The following is an 18,609-nucleotide window of genomic DNA, read 5'->3' on the forward strand; positions in this document are numbered from 1 at the left end:
TGCGGTGCTTAAAGTGTAGCGCTCAGTCCTCTTCGGCCGTGGCAAGCTGGCCGCACGCCCCGTCGATGTCCTGACCTCGGGTGTCGCGGATCGTCGTCGGGATCCCGGCGTCCTGGAGGCGGCGCACGAACTCAGCGGCCACCTCGGGCTCGGATGCCGTCCACACCGAACCGGGGGTCGGGTTGAGCGGGATCGGGTTGACGTGCACCCAGCCGCGGCCGCGTGCGTTGAGCTTCTTGCCCAGCAGCTCGGCGCGCCAGCCGTGGTCGTTCATGTCCTTGATCAGCGCGTATTCGATGCTCACGCGCCGGCCGGTGACCTGGTAGTAGTTGTAGGCCGCGTCGATGGCCTCATCGACCTTCCAGCGGGTGTTGACCGGGATCATCTCATCGCGCAGCCCGTCGTCAGGGGCGTGGAGGCTGAGTGCGAAGGTGACCGGGATGTCCTCGGCGGCGAGCTTGTTGATGCCGGGCACCAGCCCGACGGTCGAGACGGTGATGCGGCGTGCGCCCATGCCCAGGCCGGCCGGGGCCGGGTCGACGAAGCGGCGCACGGCGTTCATGACGCGCTTGTAGTTGGCCAGCGGCTCGCCCATGCCCATGAACACGATGTTGGTCACGCGTTCAGCCTGGCCTGAGGCGCGGGTGGGACCCGCACCCGAGGCGGTGGCGTCGCCGGCGGTCCCACTCACCTGGTCCGGGGCCTCGCCCTGCTCCTCGTCGGCTTCAGACCCGACGGCGGCGGCTGGATTGCCGAGCATGTCGGTATCGGCTGAGGTGTCCTCGGCCAGTTCGCCTGCGGCGATGACCTGGTTGGCGCGGATGACCTGCTCGACGATCTCCGCGGTCGACATGTTCCTCGTCAGGCCCTGCTGGCCGGTGGCGCAGAACGGGCAGTTCATGCCGCAGCCGCACTGCGAGGACACGCACAGGGTGATGCGGTTGCGGTAGCGCATGAGCACCGATTCGACGAGTGCGCCGTCGAACAGCCGCCACAGGAACTTGATGGTGTCGCCGTTGGAGGTGCGCAGCCGGCGCACCTCGCTCAGCAGTGGTGGGAAGAACCTCTCGGACAGCTCGGCCCGCCGGTCCTTCGGCAGGTCGGTCATCGCCTCGGGATCGGTGGTGTGGTGGACGAAGTAGTGGGTTGAGAGCTGCTTGGCGCGAAACGCCGGCAGGCCCATCTCGATGACGGCGGCGATCCGCTCGTCCATCGACATGTCGGCCAGGTGGGTCGGCGGCTGGGTGACGCGCGGGGATTTGAAGTTCAGCAGCGGCCGACCGTCTCGCGTCGGGGTGCGCGAGGTGGTGCCGTCTGCGTGCTCGACGATGGGCCGCACCTGGCGGCGGGGCGGCCTGTTGGTCGGTGTGGAGGAGGTCTTCTCAGTCATGTCCTCCCAGTATCGCATGTGCGGGCTGGGCGATGTGTGAGAGCGGCCTGCTCTGCGCCCAGAAGCCTCGGATGCTGGTGGCAGGTCGTCTCGTCTGGCACGATGGAGGTTCCCTCACACGCAAGGTGTGATCCGCATCTCACACGAAAGACGTGATCTCCATGACGGGTCATGAGATCGTCCGTCTGGTCGCTGCCCTCGTCATGATCGGCGCCGGCGTCTATCTGCTGTTCTCTTTCGACGGCTGGGATCAGCTCGTTGCTGCGCTGCAGATCCTCATCGGCATCATCATGGCCGTCGACATCCTCGTACACGCCCGCCGGCGCGGGCGTGAAGGCCGAGCAGACGTGCAGGTCCGGTCCGCTCCTGCTCACGAGCCCGGCACACCGGGCAACTACGAGGCTTGAGTGAGACCCCAGACGGGTCCGCGACGTCGTCCGCTTCCCTGCTGCCTTCCTCTTCCCTGCCGCACTGCAGATGATGACAGTGGCCAACTGCTTCATGGGTTCTCAGCCCGCGATCGGCATGGACATGGTCTTCGGTACTGCCATCATGGTCACGCATCATGGGCGCGGCGAGTGAGCACCGCCATCTGCGGCGCAGCGATTGTGCCCGCCATCCGCGTCACGGCGACTGTGGGCAGCCATCTGCGCTGTCACCCGGCTCGGAGCAACCTCCGGTGAGTGCGATCCGCTCAGGCCTCGAGGCTGAAGACCTTACCGGGGTTCATGATGCAGTACGGGTCGAGTGCGGTCTTGATCGCCCGGTGCATATCGAGGACATCCTCGCTGAGCTCTCGTGACAGGCCCGGCTTCTTCAGCAGCCCGATGCCGTGCTCACCGGAGACGGTGCCGCCTGCTTCCAAGGCGACGGTGATGATCTCCTCGAATGCCGCCTGAGCGCGCTCGCGGGCGGCATCGTCGCCGATCGGGGTGACGAGCAGCGGGTGCAGGTTGCCGTCGCCGGCGTGGGCGATCTGAGCAAGCACCGTGTCGTGCCTGCGGCCGATCTCCTGAATCTGCGCCAGCACCTCGGGCACCTTCGAGCGGGCCACGCAGATATCCTCGGTCAGCACCGGGCCGAGCCGTTCGAGAGCCGGGTAGGCAAGCCTCCGGGCGGCGAAGAACGCATCGGCCTCCTCGGCGTCCTCGCTGATCGCGGCGAACGTGGCACCAGCGGATTCGAAGGCTGCGACAATGCCCTCGGCCTCGGTCTGCCCGGCAGCGCCCGGGACGTCGGTGGCGGCCAGCAGCAGCACCTCGGCCTCAGCCGAAAGCCCCATGTTCTTCCATTCGTCAACAGCCTTGAGGCAGTAGGAGTCGACGAGTTCGAGAGCGGAGGGGATGATGCCGGCAGCTGTGACGTTGGCGACGGCCCGGCCGGCATCGACGAGGCTGTCGAAGTAGCCGACGATCGCCCGGGAGTCCTGCGGCAGCGGCAGCAGGCGCACGGTGATCTCGGTGACGATGCCCAACGTGCCCTCAGCGCCGATGATGAGCCCGCGCAGGTCGTAGCCGGCGGCGTTCTTCGCTGTCGTCTTGCCGACGCGCACGAGTCTGCCGGTGCCGGTGACGACTTCGAGGTTGAGGACGTATTCGCTGGTCACACCGTATTTGACGCAGCACAACCCGCCGGCATTCGTCGCGACATTGCCGCCGATGGTCGACCAGGGTGCGCTGGCCGGGTCCGGCGGGTACCACAGGCCGTCCTCGGCCACCCGGGCGCGCAGGTCGTTGTTGACGACGCCGGGCTGCACGCGGGCGGTGCGCTCGACCGGGTCGACGTCGAGGATCTGGTTCATCGCGTCGAAGCTGATGACCAGGCAGCCCTCAAGTGCGTTCGCCCCGCCGGACAGGCCGGTGCCGGCCCCGCGGGCGACGACAGCCACGGAATGCTCGATCGCCCAGCGGACGGCGGCGACCACGTCGGCGGTCTCGCGCGGGCGCACGACCGCCAGGGCCTGGCCGTACGGCGCCCATTCGGCTTCGTCGTGCAGATAGGAGGCCATGATGTCGGCATCGGTGATGATCGTCTCGGCCGGGAGGACCTGAGACAGGGAGGTAAGAAGGCTCATGTGATGAATCCAGGTAGGAAGGTGAAGAGGACGAGGGCGACCGGGGCGGTCGGCAGGATCGAGTCGAGACGGTCCATCACTCCCCCGTGCCCAGGCAGCAAGGTGCCCATGTCCTTGAGATCGAGGTCACGTTTGATCATCGATTCGGCGAAGTCACCGAGAGTGGCGAATGCCGGGATGACCGTGCCGAAGACGAGGCCGGTCCAGATCGGGGCATCGAAGACCCACAGCGCCACGCCGATGCCCACAGCGGTGGAGAACACGGCGGAGCCGGCATAGCCCTCCCAGGACTTCTTCGGACTGATCTTCGGGGCGATGGGATGCTTGCCCCACAGCACGCCGAAGATGTAGCCGCCGATGTCGCTGGCGACAACGAGGGCGAGGAAGAGGATGACGAGCAGGTTGCCCTCAGGCTGGGTGAGGATGAAGACGACAGCGGAGGCCATCAGCCCCACATAGGTGAGGGCGAAGAGGCTCAGGCACACGTCCTTGACAGGGTTGGGCCGGCGTTCGAGCAGTGTGAACAGCAGGATCGCCCCGGCCCCGACGGTGAAGGCCACCCATAAGGCCTCACGACCGGCGAAGTACGTCGCCAGGATCATGAGGCCGGCAGCGGTGACCGTGGGGACGCGGGCGACGACGGAGCCGGAGCGTGAGAGCGCATTCGCCAGCTCCCACATGGCCACGACGACGCCGATGAGCACGATGACGACGAACGACGGCGGATAGAACAGCAGCGAGGCCAGCACTCCCCCGCCGAGCACCGCACCGACCGCGATCGCTGCCGGCAGATTGCGCCCCGCCCGCCCGTAGTCCTTCTGCTGAGGCTCGGCTGCGGTCGGTGACCCCGGGGCGGCATCAGCTGCGGTTGGGGTGTCTGCGCTGCTGGCTTCGGCGGCCTTCTCAGCTTCCGGGGTCGGGGTGACAAGCCCGTGTCCGTAGGCCGAGGCCGGTGGGGAGCCGACCACTGCCTGCGGCTGCGTCTCGCCTGGCTGTGGCTCATCCTTCGCCCCCGCGGCACTGCTGCCGGTCCGGTGGGCCGGCGGTGCGGACGCCGGTTGCACGACCGGCAGCTGACCGGTTCGGGCGGCCTCCTGCTCGGCCCTGATGGCATCACGACGACGCGGGAACTCCTGAGTGTAGAGTTCCCGCTTCTCGCCGTCGACTGGTTGCTGCGCCATCCCTGGGCTCAGACTTCGAGCAGCTCTTCTTCCTTGGCGGTCAGGAGGCGGTCGATGGAGTCGACCTTCTTCTTCGTCAGCTCGTCGAGCTCACCGGTGGCGCGCTTGGCCTCGTCCTCACCGACGTCGCCGTCCTTCTGCATCTTCTCGATGGCGTCCTTGGCGGTGCGGCGGATGTTGCGGATCGACACACGGCCCTGTTCGGCGTATCCCTTGACGATCTTGACGTACTCCTTGCGGCGCTCCTCGGTCAGCTCCGGGAGCACCACGCGGATGACGTTACCGTCGTTGGCCGGATTGGCGCCGATGTCGGAGTTGCGCAGCGCGGTCTCGATGTTGCCGAGCGCGGTGCGGTCATAGGGGGTGATGAGCAGAGTGCGGGCCTCAGGCACCTGGAAGGACGCCAGCTGCTGCAGCGGGGTCGGGGTGCCGTAGTACTCGACTTCGATGTGGGCGAACAGTGCGGGGTTCGCCCGTCCGGTGCGCACCGAGGCGAAGTCATCCTTCGTCGCCTCGATCGTCTTGTCCATCTTCTCTGCGGCTTCGGCGAGAGTTGCTTGCATCGCGGTGCACTCTTTTCTTCGGTCGGTTGCGGAACTGCTGGTCGTCCCTCAGATCTATTCTATTGTCTCCGCCTCCACCAGCACGGCAGGCGGGCAGGGTGACAGGGGCGTGGCGGCTCAGGCGCCGCGCACAGTCGTGCCGATCGGCTCCCCGGCGATCGCCCGGCGCAGGTTGTGTTCGCCCTGCATGCCGAACACGCGCATCGGCAGGGCGTTGTCCATGCACAGGCTGAATGCGGTGGCGTCGACGACCTTGAGTCCGCGCTGCAGCGCCTCCTGATAGGTGATCGAGTCGATCCGCTCAGCGGTCGGATCGGTCTTCGGGTCGGCGGTGTAGACGCCGTCGACGCCCTTCTTGGCGATGAGCACCTCGTCGGCGCGGATCTCCAGAGCGCGCTGGGCGGCGACCGTGTCAGTGGAGAAGAACGGCAGTCCGGCACCGGCGCCGAAGATCACGACCCGGCCCTTCTCCATGTGCCGCATCGCCCGGCGCGGAATGTAGGTCTCAGCGACCTGAGTCATCGGGATCGCTGACTGCACACGGGTGTCGACCGCCTGCTGCTCGAGGAAGTCCTGCAGCGCCAGGCAGTTCATGACGGTGCCGAGCATGCCCATGTAGTCGGCACGCGTGCGGTCCATGCCGCGCTGGGAGAGCTCGGCACCGCGGAAGAAGTTGCCGCCGCCGACGACGATGCTGATCTCGACCTCCGGCACACACGTGGCGATCTCCTTCGCCACCGCTGCCACGACGTCGGGATCGACGCCGACGGTGCCGCCGCCGAACACCTCACCGGAGAGCTTGAGCAGGATGCGCCGGCGCTCGGTGCGCACCGGGGAGATCTGGTCGTGCTTGGAGGAATGGACTGGAGATTCCGACATCGCTCTCTTCCTTGTCAGGCGGCAGGCCGGCGGCACCTTCTGGGGGCACACCACCGATCAGTCTAACGTGTCCGCCTGCCCCTGGTTCCACCTGCGGCACGGCAGGCGACCACCGCCTCGGGCACGGGATGCGGATACGCCGAAGGCGGCAGTCCCCGCGCGGGGACTGCCGCCTTCAGTCAGCGATCAGAGCGTCGCTCAGCTGCCGACACGGAAGCGCAGGTAGCCCAGCGGGGTGACCTTGGCCTCGTCGAGGACGGTCTGCACGCTCTTCTTCGGCTCCTTGGCGAAGGGCTGATCGAGCAGGCAGGTGTCCTTGAAGAAGGCGTTGACGCGGCCCTCGACGATCTTCGGGATCGCCTGCTCGGGCTTGCCCTCGTTCTTCGAGGTCTCCAGCGCGATGCTCTCCTCCTTGGCGACGACGTCGGAGGGGACGTCCTCGCGGGAGAAGTAGGTCGGGGTCATCGCGGCGATGTGCACGGCGACATCGTGCGCAGCTGCATCGTCATCGCCTTCGTAGGCGAAGAGCACACCCACCTGCGGGGGCAGGTCCGGGTTGGTGCGGTGCAGGTACGAGTCGACCTTCTGGCCCTTGATGAGGCCGACGCGACGCAGGACGACCTTTTCACCGAGGACCGCGCCCTGCTCGGCGATGAACTCCGAGACCTTCTTGCCGTTGGCCTCGTAGTCCAGCAGCGCCTCGGCATTGTCGACCTGGGCTTCGACGGCAAGGCGGAGAACCTCATCGGCGAGCTCACGGAACTTGTCGGACTTGGCGACGAAGTCGGTCTCCGAGTTCAGCTCGATCATCGTGCCGACGCCGTTCTCGACGTGGGTGGCAACGAGACCGTCAGAGGTCGAGCGGTCCTCGCGCTTCGAAGCGGACTTCAGTCCCTTGAGGCGCAGGATCTCAATGGCCTTGGCCTGATCTCCCTGTGCTTCGTCGAGAGCCTTCTTGACAGCCATCATGCCGGCACCGGTGCGGTCGCGCAGTGCCTTGATGTCAGCGGCAGTGTAATTTGCCATGCGATCTCCTTGTTGAGACGTGGTGGTCTGGGTCAGACGTGCGGGTGCGGCTCAGGCTTCGGTCGACTCGGTGGAGCCGGACTCAGCGGTCTCTTCGGTCTGCTGCTCAGCTGGAGCCTCAGCAGTCTCGTCAGCCTTGGCATCGGTGTCCTCAGCCTTGGCCTCGGTGTCCTCAGCCTTGGCCTCGCCCTTGCCTTCGAGGAGCTCGCGCTCCCACTCGGGCATCGGTTCGACGGAGACGGCCGAGACGTTCTTCTCGCCGCCCTCGTCGGAGGAGTGGCGCTTGATGAGGCCCTCTGCCACAGCGTCGGCGACGACGCGGGTGAGCAGGGCGACCGAGCGGATCGAGTCGTCGTTGCCCGGGATCGGGTAGTCGACTTCGTCGGGATCGCAGTTGGTGTCGAGGATGCCGATGACTGGGATGCCCAGCTTCTTCGCCTCGTCGACGGCCAGGTGCTCCTTCTTGGTGTCGACGATCCAGACAGCCGACGGGGTGCGCTGCATGTCGCGGATGCCACCGAGGGTCTTCTCGAGCTTGTCCTTCTCGCGGCGCAGGATGAGGAGTTCCTTCTTGGTGTACATCGAGCCTGCGACGTCGTCGAAGTCGATCTCCTCAAGCTCCTTGAGGCGGCGCAGACGACCGGAGATGGTCTGGAAGTTCGTCAGCATACCGCCGAGCCAACGCTGGTTGACATACGGCTGGCCGACACGCTTGGCCTGCTCTTCGATGGCTTCCTGGGCCTGCTTCTTGGTGCCGACGAACATGATCGAGCCACCGTGAGCGACCGTCTCCTTGATGAACTCGAAGGCGGTGTCGATGTAGCCCAGCGTCTGCTGCAGGTCGATGATGTAGATGCCGTTGCGCTCGGTGAAGATGAAGCGTTTCATCTTCGGGTTCCAACGGCGGGTCTGGTGTCCAAAGTGGACGCCGCTGTCAAGCAGCTGGCGAATAGTGACGACGGCCATGCCGGCGCACTCCTTTCATTGTCATTCGGTTGATGCCTGGCATCCGCCGTCTCGGGCCGACAGTCCCAGCTCAGCCGCGCGGCACAGCACACGTGTGCGTCGTTGCGGAAGGTGGGATCTGCACCGGTGGCCCGATGCGGGTACTCGGATGCGCGTAGTCAGATCTGCAGCCGCTCAGCCTCGCACGCAGGCGGGCTGAAGAGCGCACAGTTCTGCTGTGTGTAGTCTACGATCTTCCCCGCCAGCGACCAAACCTGCAGTGGCTGACCCCTCCTGACCCGAGGTGTGTGGATGGTCCCGGCGTCTGCGCCGGGAATGCTGGGGATGGCGGGCCTTCCTCCACAGCCGTTGCCGAGGCGTGGGCTGCGTGTATGCGTGTCCTGAGTGTGGAGTCCATGAGTGGACGTGATCGCACCAGGTTCAGGGCCAGGCTGCAGCAGCTGGGATGGATCGCCGTGTGCGGGATCCTTGCCGGTCTCGTCGCGGTGCCGGCCGGGCTGCCGGCCGGGCAGATCGGTGATTCCGGCAGGCTCGGCCGGTCCGTTGTCATCATCGCCCCGGCGGTTGCGCAGGCGGCGGAATCTGCAGCTGACTCCGGTGACTGGGTGACCCCGGTGCCCGGGTTCGAGGTCATGCGCGCCTTCGACAAGCCGAAGCAGAACTGGCAGACAGGCCACCGCGGTATCGATGTCGCGGTGCTGCCGGGAGAGTCGATCCGCGCTCCGCAGTCCGGGCATGTGCACTTCGCCGGCAGCGTGGCCGGGCGTCCGGTGCTCAGTCTCGACGTCGGCGGGCACATCGTGTCCTTCGAGCCGGTCGAAACGGGTCTCAGAGCCGGTGACGAGGTGTGGGCTGGTCATCCCGTCGGCACGGTTGCTGATCCGAGTCACTGCGATGCCGGGTGTGTGCACATCGGAGTGTGGGCGACCGGCAAGCCGAAGGACTATCTCAATCCGGCTGCGTTCTTCTCCCAGGACTTCTCGATTCTGCTGCCTGAAGCGCAGGCACCTGCGGAAATGCCGGAGGCCTCCGGCGATGACGGATCCTCCGGTGCCGGCGCGTGGGGCGGGCATTCCAACGGCCGGATCCCAGCGGTCGCACTGTGCCCGCTTGATCGCGCAGCCGGGCACCGGCTGCGCTGTGATGCGGCGAGAGCGTTCGATGAGCTCAGTGATGCCTACCGGCAGCGCTTCGGCCAGCCGATCTCGGTGACGGACTCGTATCGGGACTACCAGACGCAGGTGATCCTCAAAAGGCGCAAGGGCCGGATGGCTGCCACTCCCGGTAGGTCGAACCACGGCTGGGGCCTGGCAGTCGACCTCGGTGGCGGGATCAACCGGTTCGGCACCGCGCAGCATCAGTGGATGCGCACCAACGCCCCGCGCTACGGCTGGGTGCACCCGGGCTGGGCCCGGCAGTCCGGGTCACTGCCGGAGGCATGGCATTGGGAGTACAAGGGCCGATAGCAGGCCGCTGCAGCAACTGCGCCATCGGTGAGCGGCGGGAATAGCTGCCTTCTGTGTGTTGTTGAGCCTGGCATGAGTATTCACAGCATCGCCGTCGTCGGCGGCCACGGAAAGATCGCCCGTCACCTCACTGAGATCGTCACCCCGGATATGGAGGTCCGCTCGATCATCCGCAATCCGGAGCATGCTGCTGCACTTGAGGCGCTCGGTGCGCTGCCGGTCGTCTGCGATGTGGAGAAGGCGTCGCAGACTGAACTGGTGGAAGCCTTCGGCAATGCCGATGCCGTCATCTTCGCCGCCGGTGCTGGCGGTGGGTCCGGCATCTTCCGCAAGTACACCGTCGACCTTGCGGCCGCGATCGCAGCGATGCAGGCAGCGACCGCAGCAGGCATCGAGCGTTTCGTGCAGATCTCGTTCATCGGCGCCGGCGGGCCGACCCCGGAGGGCACCGACGAGGTCTTCGCCGCCTACTGGGATGCTAAGCGCGAGGCTGACAATGCGCTGCGTGCCAGCGGTCTGGACTGGACGATCGTCAAGCCGGGCCAGCTGCTCGATGAGCCCGGCACCGGCTGCCTCGACATCGCCACCGGCACTGAGCGCGGTGCTACGTCTCGGCGTGAGGATGTTGCGGAGTTCATCGCGATGATCCTCGACGACGGTCGCACGATCGGCCGGGAGTTCGACATCATCGATGGTGAGACTCCGATGCACGACAGCCTCAAGGCAACGCTGGGCTCGTGACGAGCGGCTGCCGGTTAGGCGCGTGGATGCGCCTGCCGGTAGCTTTCGGCCAGCCGTCCAAGGGAGACGTGGGTGTAGATCTGCGTCGAACTCAGCGACGCGTGGCCGAGAAACTCCTGCACCTCACGCAGGTCAGCGCCGTTTTCGATCATGTGGGTGGCAGCTGAGTGCCGCAGACCGTGCGGTGAGAGCTCCGGTGAGTCCGGCAGTCCCGCAGTGGCTGTGTGGACGACTGAGCGGATCTGGCGGACGTCGATGCGCCCGCCGCGGGCTCCGAGGAACAGTGCTGTGGCATCTCGGGCTGTCGTCTCGTTCTCCAGCACCGGTCGGCCGTTTCGCAGCCAGGCCTGCAGTGCGCGCTGGGCGGGCAGCCCGAAGGGCACGCGTCGTTCCCTGCCGCCCTTGCCCATGACGGTGACGAGCCTGCGCTCGGTGTCGATGCTTGTGGTGTCCAGGGCTGCGATCTCTGAGACGCGTGCGCCAGTGGCGTAGAGCAGTTCGAGCAGTGCGGCATCACGCAGCCGCAGCGCATCGTCTTTCGGGCAGCGTTGGGTCTCGTTGGGCTCCGTTGGATCGGGCTGCGATGTCGCATCGCCGGGTTCGGTTCCCGTGTGCTGCATGACGGCATCGACGTGGCGCTGCTGGAGCACCGCTGGCAGCCGTGAGGCTTTGCGGGGGCTTGCCAGGCGCAGCGCGGGGTTGGATCGCATGAGCTGGTGGCGAGTGCAGAACGCACAGAAGGCCCGCACCGCTGCGATCCGCCGGGCGGTGGTGGCCGGTGCGGCTCCCGTGCGCGACTGGGCTAGCAGCCATTGGCGCAGGTTGCCCAGCTCGATGGCGTCCAGCGGCAGGTGCCCATCGTCGTCGGTGAGGAAGGTCAGCAGGGTGCGCACGTCGGAGAGGTAATTGCGCACGGTGTGCTCAGACGCGTTGCGGTGCACACGCAGCTCTTCGTCGAAGGCGGCGAGCGCTTCAGCGTACTCTCCGGGCAGCTGTGCCGCGGTGTCGGGGGAAGTCGACATGCATCCCAGTGTAGCCAGCCCACCTGTTGGGCCAGCCGGTGGCTCGCCGGCGACGAGCAGCTGGTTCAGCTGCGAGCGTCGAGCGTGGAGTGGCTGGCCAAATGACGTCGTATGAGCGGTATTGCGCGTCGACGATTGATCTGCGGGCAGGCTGCTGCCGGGTGCCAGCGGATTCGAGCCGCGTCAGCCGGTCGCTCATCGGGTGACGGTTGCGCGCTTCTTCACCCAGCCGTGCGCTTCGCGCTCGACGTGCCCGGACAGTTCGAGTGCGGCAAGTGCCGCCATGACGGTGGGGTTGTCGAGACCTGAGCGGACGGCGGCGGTCGCTGCTTCGATCCCGCGAGAGGTCGGCAGGACGTTGTAAGTTCTGCTCTGTTCTGCGGTCATATCGTCGGTGATCCGCAGCGCTGGCTGATGCTCGGTCTCGCTGCGGGTGGTGTCGATCGGCTCGACGAGTTCGGCGATGTCATCGGCTGACGTGACGCACACAGCCTGGCCCTCGCGAATGAGACGGTGGCAGCCGGCGGATGCCTGGCTGGTGATCGGCCCGGGCACCGCTCCGACTGTGCGCAGCAATTCAGCTGCCCGGTTGGCAGTATTCAGTGCACCGGACCGCCAGCCGGCTTCCACCACGATGGTGGCTTGGGCAGCGGCGGCAATCAGGCGATTGCGCAGCAGGAACCGGTGCCTCATAGCGGTCTGTCCGGCTGCCGTTTCGGAGACGACGGCATACCGTGTGCCGATGCGGGTGAGCATGTCGGCGTTGCCGCGCGGATAGTAGCGATCCACTCCCCCGGCCATGAAGGCGACCGTCCCAACCTCGGGTGTCTCGGCGGCGGCGAGCGCCGCCTGGTGGGAGGCTGCGTCGATGCCGTAGGCGCCGCCGGAGACGATGGTGTGTCCGCGCATGGCCAGTTCGTAGGCGATGCTGCCGGCGACGTGCTCACCGTAGTGCGTTGAGGCACGTGCTCCGACGAGTGCGATCGAACCGGTGAGCAGCTCCTGCAGGTCCCCGGGTCCGCGTACCCACAGCGCGAGGGGCTCGTGGATGCCGAGCTCAGTCAGCTGAGTCGGCCACTCATCGTCTTCCGGATGGATGAGGCGGGCACCGAGCCGGGCCATGATCCGCTGCTCTTGGACGGCATCGAGGCTGGGCAGGCGCATCCGCCACCGCTCGTGCGCCGTCGACAGCTTGTCTCCCGGGACCTGCAGTCCGGCGGCTTCGCAGGCCTCGTGCAGCTGCGGCACGGCCTCGGATTGCCGGGAGCGCACAAGTGCGAGCATCTGCTCCGCTCCGAAGGCGAGCACGCCGGCCTTGAGGACCTCGTCGCCGGGTTCGGCCAGGCGCAGCAGGTCGACGCAGGCCAGTCGCTGAGTGTCGGTGGTCATTGTGTCTCCCTCATCCGCATAAGTGCCGCGGCAAGCACATCGTCACCATCGGGCCGAGTTCTGCCGGCGAGGTCGGCGATGGTCGCTGCGATCCTCAGCACGCGGTCGTATCCGCGCATCGACAGCAGTCCGCGCTCGAGAGCCTGGTCGAGGATGTGGGTTTCGCTGGCGCGGAATGAGAACGCTTCTCGCAGATAGGCTCCAGGTGCGCGGGCATTCGTGTTCCAGGGCATGTCGGCATAGCGGTGGGTCTGTCTCTCCCGGGCGGCTGCCACTCGCTCGGCCACGATGGCGGATGATTCGGCGGGAGCGTCCCGGCGCAGATCGGCTGCGGTGACAGGCAGGACGTCGAGCTGTATGTCGACGCGGTCGAGCAGCGGACCGGAGAGCTTCTGACGGTAGCGGCGGCGCAGGTGCGGGGTGCACGAACAGGTCTGAGTGCTGCTGCCGGCGACACCGCAGGGACACGGATTGGCGGCGAGCACGAGCTGGAACTTGGCCGGCAGCACCACCGAACCCCAGGCGCGGTGGATGTCACAGTAGCCGCTCTCCAGCGGCTGGCGCAGGGCTTCGAGCACGTCGCGGTCGAATTCCGGGGCTTCGTCCAAGAAGAGCACCCCGCGATGGGCGCGAGAGAACACGCCGATCACCCCTGGCCGGGATCCTCCGACCATCGCAGCGGCCGTTGTCCGGTGGTGGGGCGCTTCGAACGGTGGGGCGACGGCATCGATTTCGTCGGCTTCAACGCAGCCGGCCAATGACTGCAGAGCCAGCACCTCGATGCGCTCGTCGTGGTTCAGCGGCGGCACGATGCCGCTGAGGCAGGCGGCGAGCATGGATTTGCCAGCGCCGGGGACGCCGCTCATGAGCAGGTGATGGCCGCCGGCTGCTGCCAGCTCGAGCGCATGCCGGGCGTCGTGCTGGCCGTGGACGTCGGCGAGGTCGGTGGGTTCGATGATGTTCTCGCGGCTGCTGGTTGCAGCCGGCACCGGTTCGGTATTGGACGGTGCGGCTCGCCCGCCGTGGGCGTGGACGACATCAGCCAGGTGCCCGGCGGCAACGACCTCAGCCTGCGGGACAAGAGCTGCTTCGGCGCGATTGCCGTGGGGCACGATGAAGCGAGTGAAACCCGCCTCCAGCCCAGCGAGGATCGTCGGCAGCACCCCGCGCACAGGCAGAATGCGCCCGTCGAGACCGAGCTCACCGCAGTGGACGACCCCATCTGCTGAGTGCTCCGGGATGAGCTCCTCACAGGCGAGGATCGTCACCGCGATGCCGAGGTCGAAGGATGTTCCGACCTTCCTGACCGCACCCGGCTGAAGGTTGACTGTCACCTTCGCAGCACTGAGCGAGATCCCCAGATTCGACAGCGCTGCCCGGATCCGTTTGCGCGATTCGCTGACCGAGGCATCGGGCAGGCCGATGATGTCGATGCCGGGGATGCCCTGGTTCAGGCTTGTCTCGATGCTGATCACTGTGCCGCTGGTACCCCAGAGGGCGACAGCCTGGGCCCGGCCGAGGCGGTTGCGCACCCCACCGACGACGCGAACCTTCTGCTCCTCTTCGACTGCGCTCATCGCACGTCCCTGACGTGCTGGAGGTCCGGCTGGCGGGCACTCCACAGAATGCCGATCGCATCGAACCTGAACTGCGGATACCACTCATCGCCCTCGGCCAGGAACCGCAGTCCGAGCGTCCGCAGAGTTCTGAGCTTGATCGGGGTGATCGCCTCCAGCGGGTGCCCTGCCCAGGAGGCGATACGGGTTTTGACCTCGACGAAGACGAGCGTGTCACCGTCGCGGGCGATGATGTCGATCTCGCCGTCGGAGCAGCGCCAATTGCGGTGCAGAATCGTCCAGCCGAGGCATTCGAGATAGCGGGTGGCGTAGTCCTCACCGGTGCGGCCGAGTGTCTGTGCTTTCATGGCTCCACCCCACCGGCCCATGCGGCTGGTGCGAACACCTGGCCTCCTGGTGTGGACGGAGACTGATCGTGCACACCCGACCGGGCTCACTCCTCCGTGCCGGTCCACAGCCAGCCAGATTCGCTGCCTCCAGGGCACAGAAGCGCAGGGGATTCGTGCCGAAATCCCGGGTCATGGCTGATCAAGACCGCAAGCGCGGCGAGAAGGACAGCCGGAGCGCAAGGATTGCAGCCACGGGCCATCCGGCCCAGCTACCTCTGTCCGGCAGAACCGATGTACGGTGAGGTCAAAGGCCGCTCGCGCGAACCGCGTGCGGTTTTTGCACGGGCGCACATCCCGCGCCTGCTGCTCGCACCTGAGACCGAAGGAGTCACCGTGGACCTCTTCTCGCACCCCGAATTCGATCACCACGAGCAGGTCATCTTCTGCCATGACCGCGACCTCGACCTGCGCGCCATCATCGCCGTGCACGACACCACTCTCGGACCGGCTGCCGGCGGCTGCCGCATGTATCCGTACGAGTCCGAAACCGATGCGCTGACTGACGTGCTGCGCCTCTCTCGCGGCATGACGTACAAGAACTCGATCGCCGGCCTGCCGCTGGGCGGCGGCAAGTGCGTCATCATCGCCGATCCGCACCGCCCCGACAAGGCAGAGGTGCTGCGCACCTTCTCCAAGCACGTGCAGACACTCGGCGGCCGCTACTGGACCGCCATCGACGTCGGCGTCGGACCCGAGGATGCCGACGTGCTGGCAGAGAACTGCGATTACATCTTCGCCCGCGCAAGCCAGTTCCCCGCAGGTGTCAGCACTTCCCAGTTCACCGCCCTCGGCGCATTCACGTCGCTGCAGGCCGGTGTCGCACACGTGTGGAAGGAACGCGCCAAGACCGACTCCGCGGACCCAGCAGACCGGACTGACCTGTCGGGTCTGCGCGTGGCCGTGCAGGGACTCGGCGGCACCGGGCGCGAACTGTGCCGGATGCTGCATGAAGCCGGTGCCGAACTCGTCGTCTCCGATGTCTACCAGCCGGCTGTCGACTCCGCCGTAGAGGCATTCGGCGCCACCGCTGTTCCTGCCGATGAGATCCATGCCCAGGATGTCGACGTGTTCGCACCCTGTGCTCTCGGCGGCATCATCAACGATGACACGATCGGCGACATCAGAGCCCGCCTCATTAGCGGCATCGCCAACAACCAGCTCGCCACCCCGGCGCACGGCCAGCAGCTGCGTGAGCGCGGCATCACCTACGTGCCTGACTTCCTCGCCAACGCCGGCGGTGTCATGGCCGCAGCGACGATGATCTACTCCGAGCCGTCACTGGAGGGTTCGCGTGCCAGCGTGCTCTCGCTGTACGACCGGGCCACGCAGGTCCTCGAACAGGCCGAGGCGGAGGGCCGTCCGGCTGCCGAGGTCGCTGAGGAGATGGCCGGTCAGCGCATCGCCGACGCTCGCTGATCTACAGGCAGCAGCGCAGAGCTGTGACCGCACAACGACGTGCGGTCACGGCTCTTCGTCTTTCACGGGCGCAGCGACTGCGGCGGGTCGAAATCCTCGTTCTTGGCGATCTCTTCGATGTTGACGTCCTTGAAGGTCAGGATCGACACGTGCTTGACGAAGCGGGCGGTGCGGTAGGTGTCCCACACCCAGGCATCTTTGAGGGTGACTTCGAAGTAGACGTCCGAGCCCTCGTGGTGGGCCTTGAGATCGACCGAATTGGCCAGGTAGAACCGCTGGTTGGTGTCGACGACGTATGAGAACAGTCCGACGACATCGCGGTACTCGCGGTACAGCTGCAGTTCCAAGTCGGCTTCGTAGTTTTCCAGGTCCTCGGCACTCATGGCGTCATCCTATGCCACTGACAGCGGTTGCAGAATCTTCAACCGGCGGCAGGGTGTGGACAGTGAGCGTCTGCCCGGCTGGGGTTCAGACGTCGATGCGGAAGCTGCGCCGGTGATGCGGGCTCAGCCCGTGGGCGGCGACTCCGGCGCGGTGGGCCTGGGTGAGGTAGCCGACGTTGGAGTCCCAGGCGTAACCGGGGTATTCGGCGGCCAGGGCGTGCATGAGCTCATCGCGGGCGACCTTGGCCAGCACGCTGGCGGCAGCGATCGTCACGCGGGTGCCGTCGCCTTTGATGATCGTGCGCACTTCCGGGAGCTCGACCTCGGCGGCGGAGCCGAAGGTGTCGAAGCAGTCGAGGGTGAGCGGGGAGGACAGCCAGTCGTGGCTGCCGTCCAGCAGCACGAGGCTGGCCGGCGGCAGCGCGGCCAGGGCCCGCCTGCCAGCCAGGCACAGGGCCAGGGTGACGCCGAGAGCATCGATCTCGGCCGGTTCGGCAAAGGCAACAGCAGTGTGCTGCTGCCAGGCGGTCACACTCGCAGCAATCGACTGCCTGGCGGTGATGTTCAGCTGCTTGGAGTCGTGGATGCCTGCGGGGATGTCGCCAGCGAGCAGGTCGACCAGCCGGTAGCGGACGGCGCCGACGCCGATCGGCCCGGCCACGCAGCCGCGGCCGACCTCATCCATGCCGATGATCGTCTCGACACCGCTGGCGGCGAGTTCGCGCTCGACGCTCAGGTCGCGCAGACCAGGAGCCGTGCTGCCGGTGCGGGGGGCGCGTTCGAAGGTGGCGGTGTCAGGGCTGCGGGACATCGGCGTAGACCGCCTCCGGAGTCTTCAGCCGGCCGATCCGATCAAACGGCCAGTTGCGCACGAACACGGTGCCCACCACCTTGTCCTCAGGTACGAAGGCGCCGCCGGGCGCGTCTCCGTTGTAACGGGAGTCAAGTGAGTTGGTGCGGTTGTCACCCATCATCCAGTAGTGCCCGGCCGGGACGTCTTCGGAGAACTCGATCTCCGAGGGCTCGGTCCCCTCACCGAGGTAGGTCTCATCCAGCGACTGCCCATTGACGGAGATGCGGCCGTCGGCATCGCAGCATTCGACGTGGTCGCCGCCGACGGCGATCGCCCGCTTGACGAGCTGGGTGCCGGCATCGGAGGGAACGAGGCCGAGGAACTCGAGGATCGGGTTGGGCTTGTAGTCGGCGACGAGCCCGGGCGAGAGCCACCCGCCGGGATCGGTGAAGACGACGATGTCCCCACGGTTGACCGTATTGCCCGGCAGCTGGTTGGCCAGCACCCGGTCGTTGACGAGCAGGGTCGGCTCCATCGAGCTGGAGGGGATGTAGAAGGAGCGCACCACCCACGTCTTCACAGCAGTCGAGACGACCAGTGCGATGACGAGGATGACGGCGACCTCCACGAGGAAGGAACGCCAGCTCTTCTTCTCTGACTTATTTCGGGCCACCCAGGCAGTCTACCTACTTGCCCCGGTCAACCGAGGAGCCATGGCCGATGACGACGCCGATGACCCGGCGAGTGGGGATCATCCCGCCGCCAGGCCTTCCGAGCAGCGCACGCGAGTCGGTCGAGTTGTCGCGGTTGTCGCCCATGAGCCACAACCGGTCGTCGGGCACGTCGACGGCGAACGGGGTGGCCGAGGCCGGGTGGTCGGCATTCGGCGGAGAGGCGAGATAGGGCTCGTCGAGCTCTTCGCCGTTGCGGATGAGCCTGCCGTCATCCGAGCAGCATTCGAGGGTGTCACCGGGTCCGGCGATGACGCGTTTGATGAAGAATACGTCGCCGGGTCCGACGCCGAACCAGGAGCCGACCTGCTGGGCGGCGTTCGGCGGGCTGGTCGGCAGGAAAGAGCCGCGGCCGTCGATGACGACGACATCACCGGTGTCGATGCCGCCGGCCAGCGCGTCGGCGCGCAGCACCGTGACCTGGTTGCCGGGCCGGAATGTCGGCTCCATCGACTCCGAGGGGATGGAGAACGACTGGACGCCGACTGCTCGGATGCCGGCGGCGGTGAGCACGGCGACGATCGCGAGGATTGCGATGACTCGCAGCCACCGCCTCGGGCGCGGGGGGGGGGGGGGGCGGGGGCGGTCCGCGCCCCCCCTGCTCCTGACGAGGGGCGGGGGGC

The 18,609-nt window shown here is 66.8% G+C and carries 19 protein-coding genes; 4 read left to right on the forward strand and 15 right to left on the reverse strand.

The features are described from left to right. Nucleotides 1-22: 22 nt before the first annotated feature. Nucleotides 23-1,390, reverse strand: coding sequence for a 23S rRNA (adenine(2503)-C(2))-methyltransferase RlmN (gene rlmN, locus M3B11_RS09800; protein ID WP_259877297.1), 1,368 nt, complete (start codon nt 1,388-1,390; stop codon nt 23-25). Between the two features lie 161 nt (nt 1,391-1,551). Between rlmN and M3B11_RS09805 the strand changes: the two genes are divergently transcribed. Next, on the forward strand, nt 1,552-1,797 hold the full coding sequence (locus M3B11_RS09805; RefSeq protein WP_259877298.1) for a hypothetical protein: 246 nt from the start codon (nt 1,552-1,554) through the stop codon (nt 1,795-1,797). A gap of 287 nt (nt 1,798-2,084) precedes the next feature. Here M3B11_RS09805 and M3B11_RS09810 read toward each other — a convergent pair whose 3' ends face one another. The 6 genes from M3B11_RS09810 to rpsB all read right to left on the reverse strand — a co-directional run bounded on the left by M3B11_RS09810 (nt 2,085) and on the right by rpsB (nt 8,079). Continuing rightward, entirely contained in the window at nt 2,085-3,464 is a 1,380-nt protein-coding gene (locus M3B11_RS09810) for an FAD-binding oxidoreductase (RefSeq protein WP_259877299.1), read from the reverse strand. Then, nucleotides 3,461-4,645 carry a phosphatidate cytidylyltransferase gene (locus tag M3B11_RS09815; protein ID WP_259877300.1) on the reverse strand — a complete coding sequence of 395 codons (1,185 nt, stop codon included), beginning with the start codon at nt 4,643-4,645 and terminating at the stop codon, nt 3,461-3,463. The genes M3B11_RS09810 and M3B11_RS09815 overlap by 4 nt, the downstream gene beginning before the upstream one ends. A gap of 8 nt (nt 4,646-4,653) precedes the next feature. Further along, nucleotides 4,654-5,208: a ribosome recycling factor gene (frr, locus tag M3B11_RS09820; protein ID WP_259877301.1), complete on the reverse strand. Its 555-nt coding sequence runs from the start codon at nt 5,206-5,208 to the stop codon at nt 4,654-4,656. Nucleotides 5,209-5,325: 117 nt separating this feature from the next. Further along, the gene (gene pyrH / locus M3B11_RS09825) at nt 5,326-6,087 is read right to left on the reverse strand and encodes a UMP kinase (protein ID WP_259877302.1); all 762 of its coding nucleotides are present in this window, start codon (nt 6,085-6,087) and stop codon (nt 5,326-5,328) included. A gap of 198 nt (nt 6,088-6,285) precedes the next feature. Then, a complete protein-coding gene (gene tsf / locus M3B11_RS09830; RefSeq protein WP_259877303.1) occupies nt 6,286-7,113 on the reverse strand; it encodes a translation elongation factor Ts in 828 nt (275 codons plus the stop codon). A 51-nt stretch (nt 7,114-7,164) separates the two neighbouring features. Next, nucleotides 7,165-8,079: a 30S ribosomal protein S2 gene (gene rpsB, locus M3B11_RS09835; RefSeq protein ID WP_259877304.1), complete on the reverse strand. Its 915-nt coding sequence runs from the start codon at nt 8,077-8,079 to the stop codon at nt 7,165-7,167. Nucleotides 8,080-8,474: 395 nt separating this feature from the next. Between rpsB and M3B11_RS09840 the strand changes: the two genes are divergently transcribed. Then, entirely contained in the window at nt 8,475-9,545 is a 1,071-nt protein-coding gene (locus M3B11_RS09840) for a D-alanyl-D-alanine carboxypeptidase family protein (protein ID WP_259877305.1), read from the forward strand. A gap of 72 nt (nt 9,546-9,617) precedes the next feature. Beyond that, nucleotides 9,618-10,286, forward strand: coding sequence for an NAD(P)H-binding protein (locus M3B11_RS09845; RefSeq protein WP_259877306.1), 669 nt, complete (start codon nt 9,618-9,620; stop codon nt 10,284-10,286). 14 nt (nt 10,287-10,300) lie between these two features. On the opposite strand, the gene M3B11_RS09850 is transcribed toward M3B11_RS09845, so the two are convergent. From M3B11_RS09850 to M3B11_RS09865, 4 genes are all read right to left on the reverse strand, one after another. Next, a complete protein-coding gene (locus M3B11_RS09850; RefSeq protein ID WP_259877307.1) occupies nt 10,301-11,308 on the reverse strand; it encodes a tyrosine recombinase XerC in 1,008 nt (335 codons plus the stop codon). 195 nt (nt 11,309-11,503) lie between these two features. Then, a complete protein-coding gene (dprA, locus tag M3B11_RS09855) occupies nt 11,504-12,697 on the reverse strand; it encodes a DNA-processing protein DprA (protein ID WP_259877308.1) in 1,194 nt (397 codons plus the stop codon). Continuing rightward, nucleotides 12,694-14,274: a YifB family Mg chelatase-like AAA ATPase gene (locus M3B11_RS09860; RefSeq protein ID WP_259877309.1), complete on the reverse strand. Its 1,581-nt coding sequence runs from the start codon at nt 14,272-14,274 to the stop codon at nt 12,694-12,696. The genes dprA and M3B11_RS09860 overlap by 4 nt, the downstream gene beginning before the upstream one ends. Further along, nucleotides 14,271-14,621: a YraN family protein gene (locus M3B11_RS09865; RefSeq protein WP_259877310.1), complete on the reverse strand. Its 351-nt coding sequence runs from the start codon at nt 14,619-14,621 to the stop codon at nt 14,271-14,273. Before M3B11_RS09865 ends, M3B11_RS09860 begins: the two co-directional genes overlap by 4 nt. Before the next feature lie 375 nt (nt 14,622-14,996). Between M3B11_RS09865 and M3B11_RS09870 the strand changes: the two genes are divergently transcribed. Next, nucleotides 14,997-16,079, forward strand: a complete 1,083-nt coding sequence (locus M3B11_RS09870) for a Glu/Leu/Phe/Val dehydrogenase dimerization domain-containing protein (RefSeq protein WP_259877311.1) — start codon at nt 14,997-14,999, stop codon at nt 16,077-16,079. Nucleotides 16,080-16,141: 62 nt separating this feature from the next. On the opposite strand, the gene M3B11_RS09875 is transcribed toward M3B11_RS09870, so the two are convergent. From M3B11_RS09875 to lepB (M3B11_RS09890), 4 genes are all read right to left on the reverse strand, one after another. Next, nucleotides 16,142-16,462 (reverse strand): DUF2469 domain-containing protein, encoded by a 321-nt coding sequence (locus tag M3B11_RS09875; RefSeq protein WP_102162575.1) that lies wholly within the window; start codon nt 16,460-16,462, stop codon nt 16,142-16,144. A gap of 85 nt (nt 16,463-16,547) precedes the next feature. Continuing rightward, nucleotides 16,548-17,273: a ribonuclease HII gene (locus tag M3B11_RS09880; RefSeq protein ID WP_259877312.1), complete on the reverse strand. Its 726-nt coding sequence runs from the start codon at nt 17,271-17,273 to the stop codon at nt 16,548-16,550. Continuing rightward, nucleotides 17,257-17,928: a signal peptidase I gene (lepB, locus tag M3B11_RS09885; RefSeq protein ID WP_259877313.1), complete on the reverse strand. Its 672-nt coding sequence runs from the start codon at nt 17,926-17,928 to the stop codon at nt 17,257-17,259. The genes M3B11_RS09880 and lepB (M3B11_RS09885) overlap by 17 nt, the downstream gene beginning before the upstream one ends. 13 nt (nt 17,929-17,941) lie before the next feature. After that, nucleotides 17,942-18,532: a signal peptidase I gene (gene lepB, locus M3B11_RS09890; protein ID WP_259877317.1), complete on the reverse strand. Its 591-nt coding sequence runs from the start codon at nt 18,530-18,532 to the stop codon at nt 17,942-17,944. Nucleotides 18,533-18,609: the final 77 nt, after the last annotated feature.

The organism is Brevibacterium sp. p3-SID960 (assembly GCF_025144725.1).
In the GTDB taxonomy this organism is placed as follows: domain Bacteria; phylum Actinomycetota; class Actinomycetes; order Actinomycetales; family Brevibacteriaceae; genus Brevibacterium.

Excerpts from the sequence above, each read along its gene's own strand:
- rlmN (WP_259877297.1), bottom strand. The coding sequence starts at position 1,390 with ATGACTGAGAAGACCTCCTCCACACCGACCAACAGGCCGCCCCGCCGC.
- rpsB (WP_259877304.1), bottom strand. The coding sequence starts at position 8,079 with ATGGCCGTCGTCACTATTCGCCAGCTGCTTGACAGCGGCGTCCACTTT.
- M3B11_RS09860 (WP_259877309.1), bottom strand. The coding sequence starts at position 14,274 with ATGAGCGCAGTCGAAGAGGAGCAGAAGGTTCGCGTCGTCGGTGGGGTG.
- pyrH (WP_259877302.1), bottom strand. The coding sequence starts at position 6,087 with ATGTCGGAATCTCCAGTCCATTCCTCCAAGCACGACCAGATCTCCCCG.
- dprA (WP_259877308.1), bottom strand. The coding sequence starts at position 12,697 with ATGACCACCGACACTCAGCGACTGGCCTGCGTCGACCTGCTGCGCCTG.
- M3B11_RS09865 (WP_259877310.1), bottom strand. The coding sequence starts at position 14,621 with ATGAAAGCACAGACACTCGGCCGCACCGGTGAGGACTACGCCACCCGC.
- M3B11_RS09815 (WP_259877300.1), bottom strand. The coding sequence starts at position 4,645 with ATGGCGCAGCAACCAGTCGACGGCGAGAAGCGGGAACTCTACACTCAG.
- tsf (WP_259877303.1), bottom strand. The coding sequence starts at position 7,113 with ATGGCAAATTACACTGCCGCTGACATCAAGGCACTGCGCGACCGCACC.
- M3B11_RS09840 (WP_259877305.1), top strand. The coding sequence starts at position 8,475 with ATGAGTGGACGTGATCGCACCAGGTTCAGGGCCAGGCTGCAGCAGCTG.
- M3B11_RS09875 (WP_102162575.1), bottom strand. The coding sequence starts at position 16,462 with ATGAGTGCCGAGGACCTGGAAAACTACGAAGCCGACTTGGAACTGCAG.
- M3B11_RS09850 (WP_259877307.1), bottom strand. The coding sequence starts at position 11,308 with ATGTCGACTTCCCCCGACACCGCGGCACAGCTGCCCGGAGAGTACGCT.
- frr (WP_259877301.1), bottom strand. The coding sequence starts at position 5,208 with ATGCAAGCAACTCTCGCCGAAGCCGCAGAGAAGATGGACAAGACGATC.
- M3B11_RS09805 (WP_259877298.1), top strand. The coding sequence starts at position 1,552 with ATGACGGGTCATGAGATCGTCCGTCTGGTCGCTGCCCTCGTCATGATC.
- M3B11_RS09845 (WP_259877306.1), top strand. The coding sequence starts at position 9,618 with ATGAGTATTCACAGCATCGCCGTCGTCGGCGGCCACGGAAAGATCGCC.
- M3B11_RS09880 (WP_259877312.1), bottom strand. The coding sequence starts at position 17,273 with ATGTCCCGCAGCCCTGACACCGCCACCTTCGAACGCGCCCCCCGCACC.
- M3B11_RS09810 (WP_259877299.1), bottom strand. The coding sequence starts at position 3,464 with ATGAGCCTTCTTACCTCCCTGTCTCAGGTCCTCCCGGCCGAGACGATC.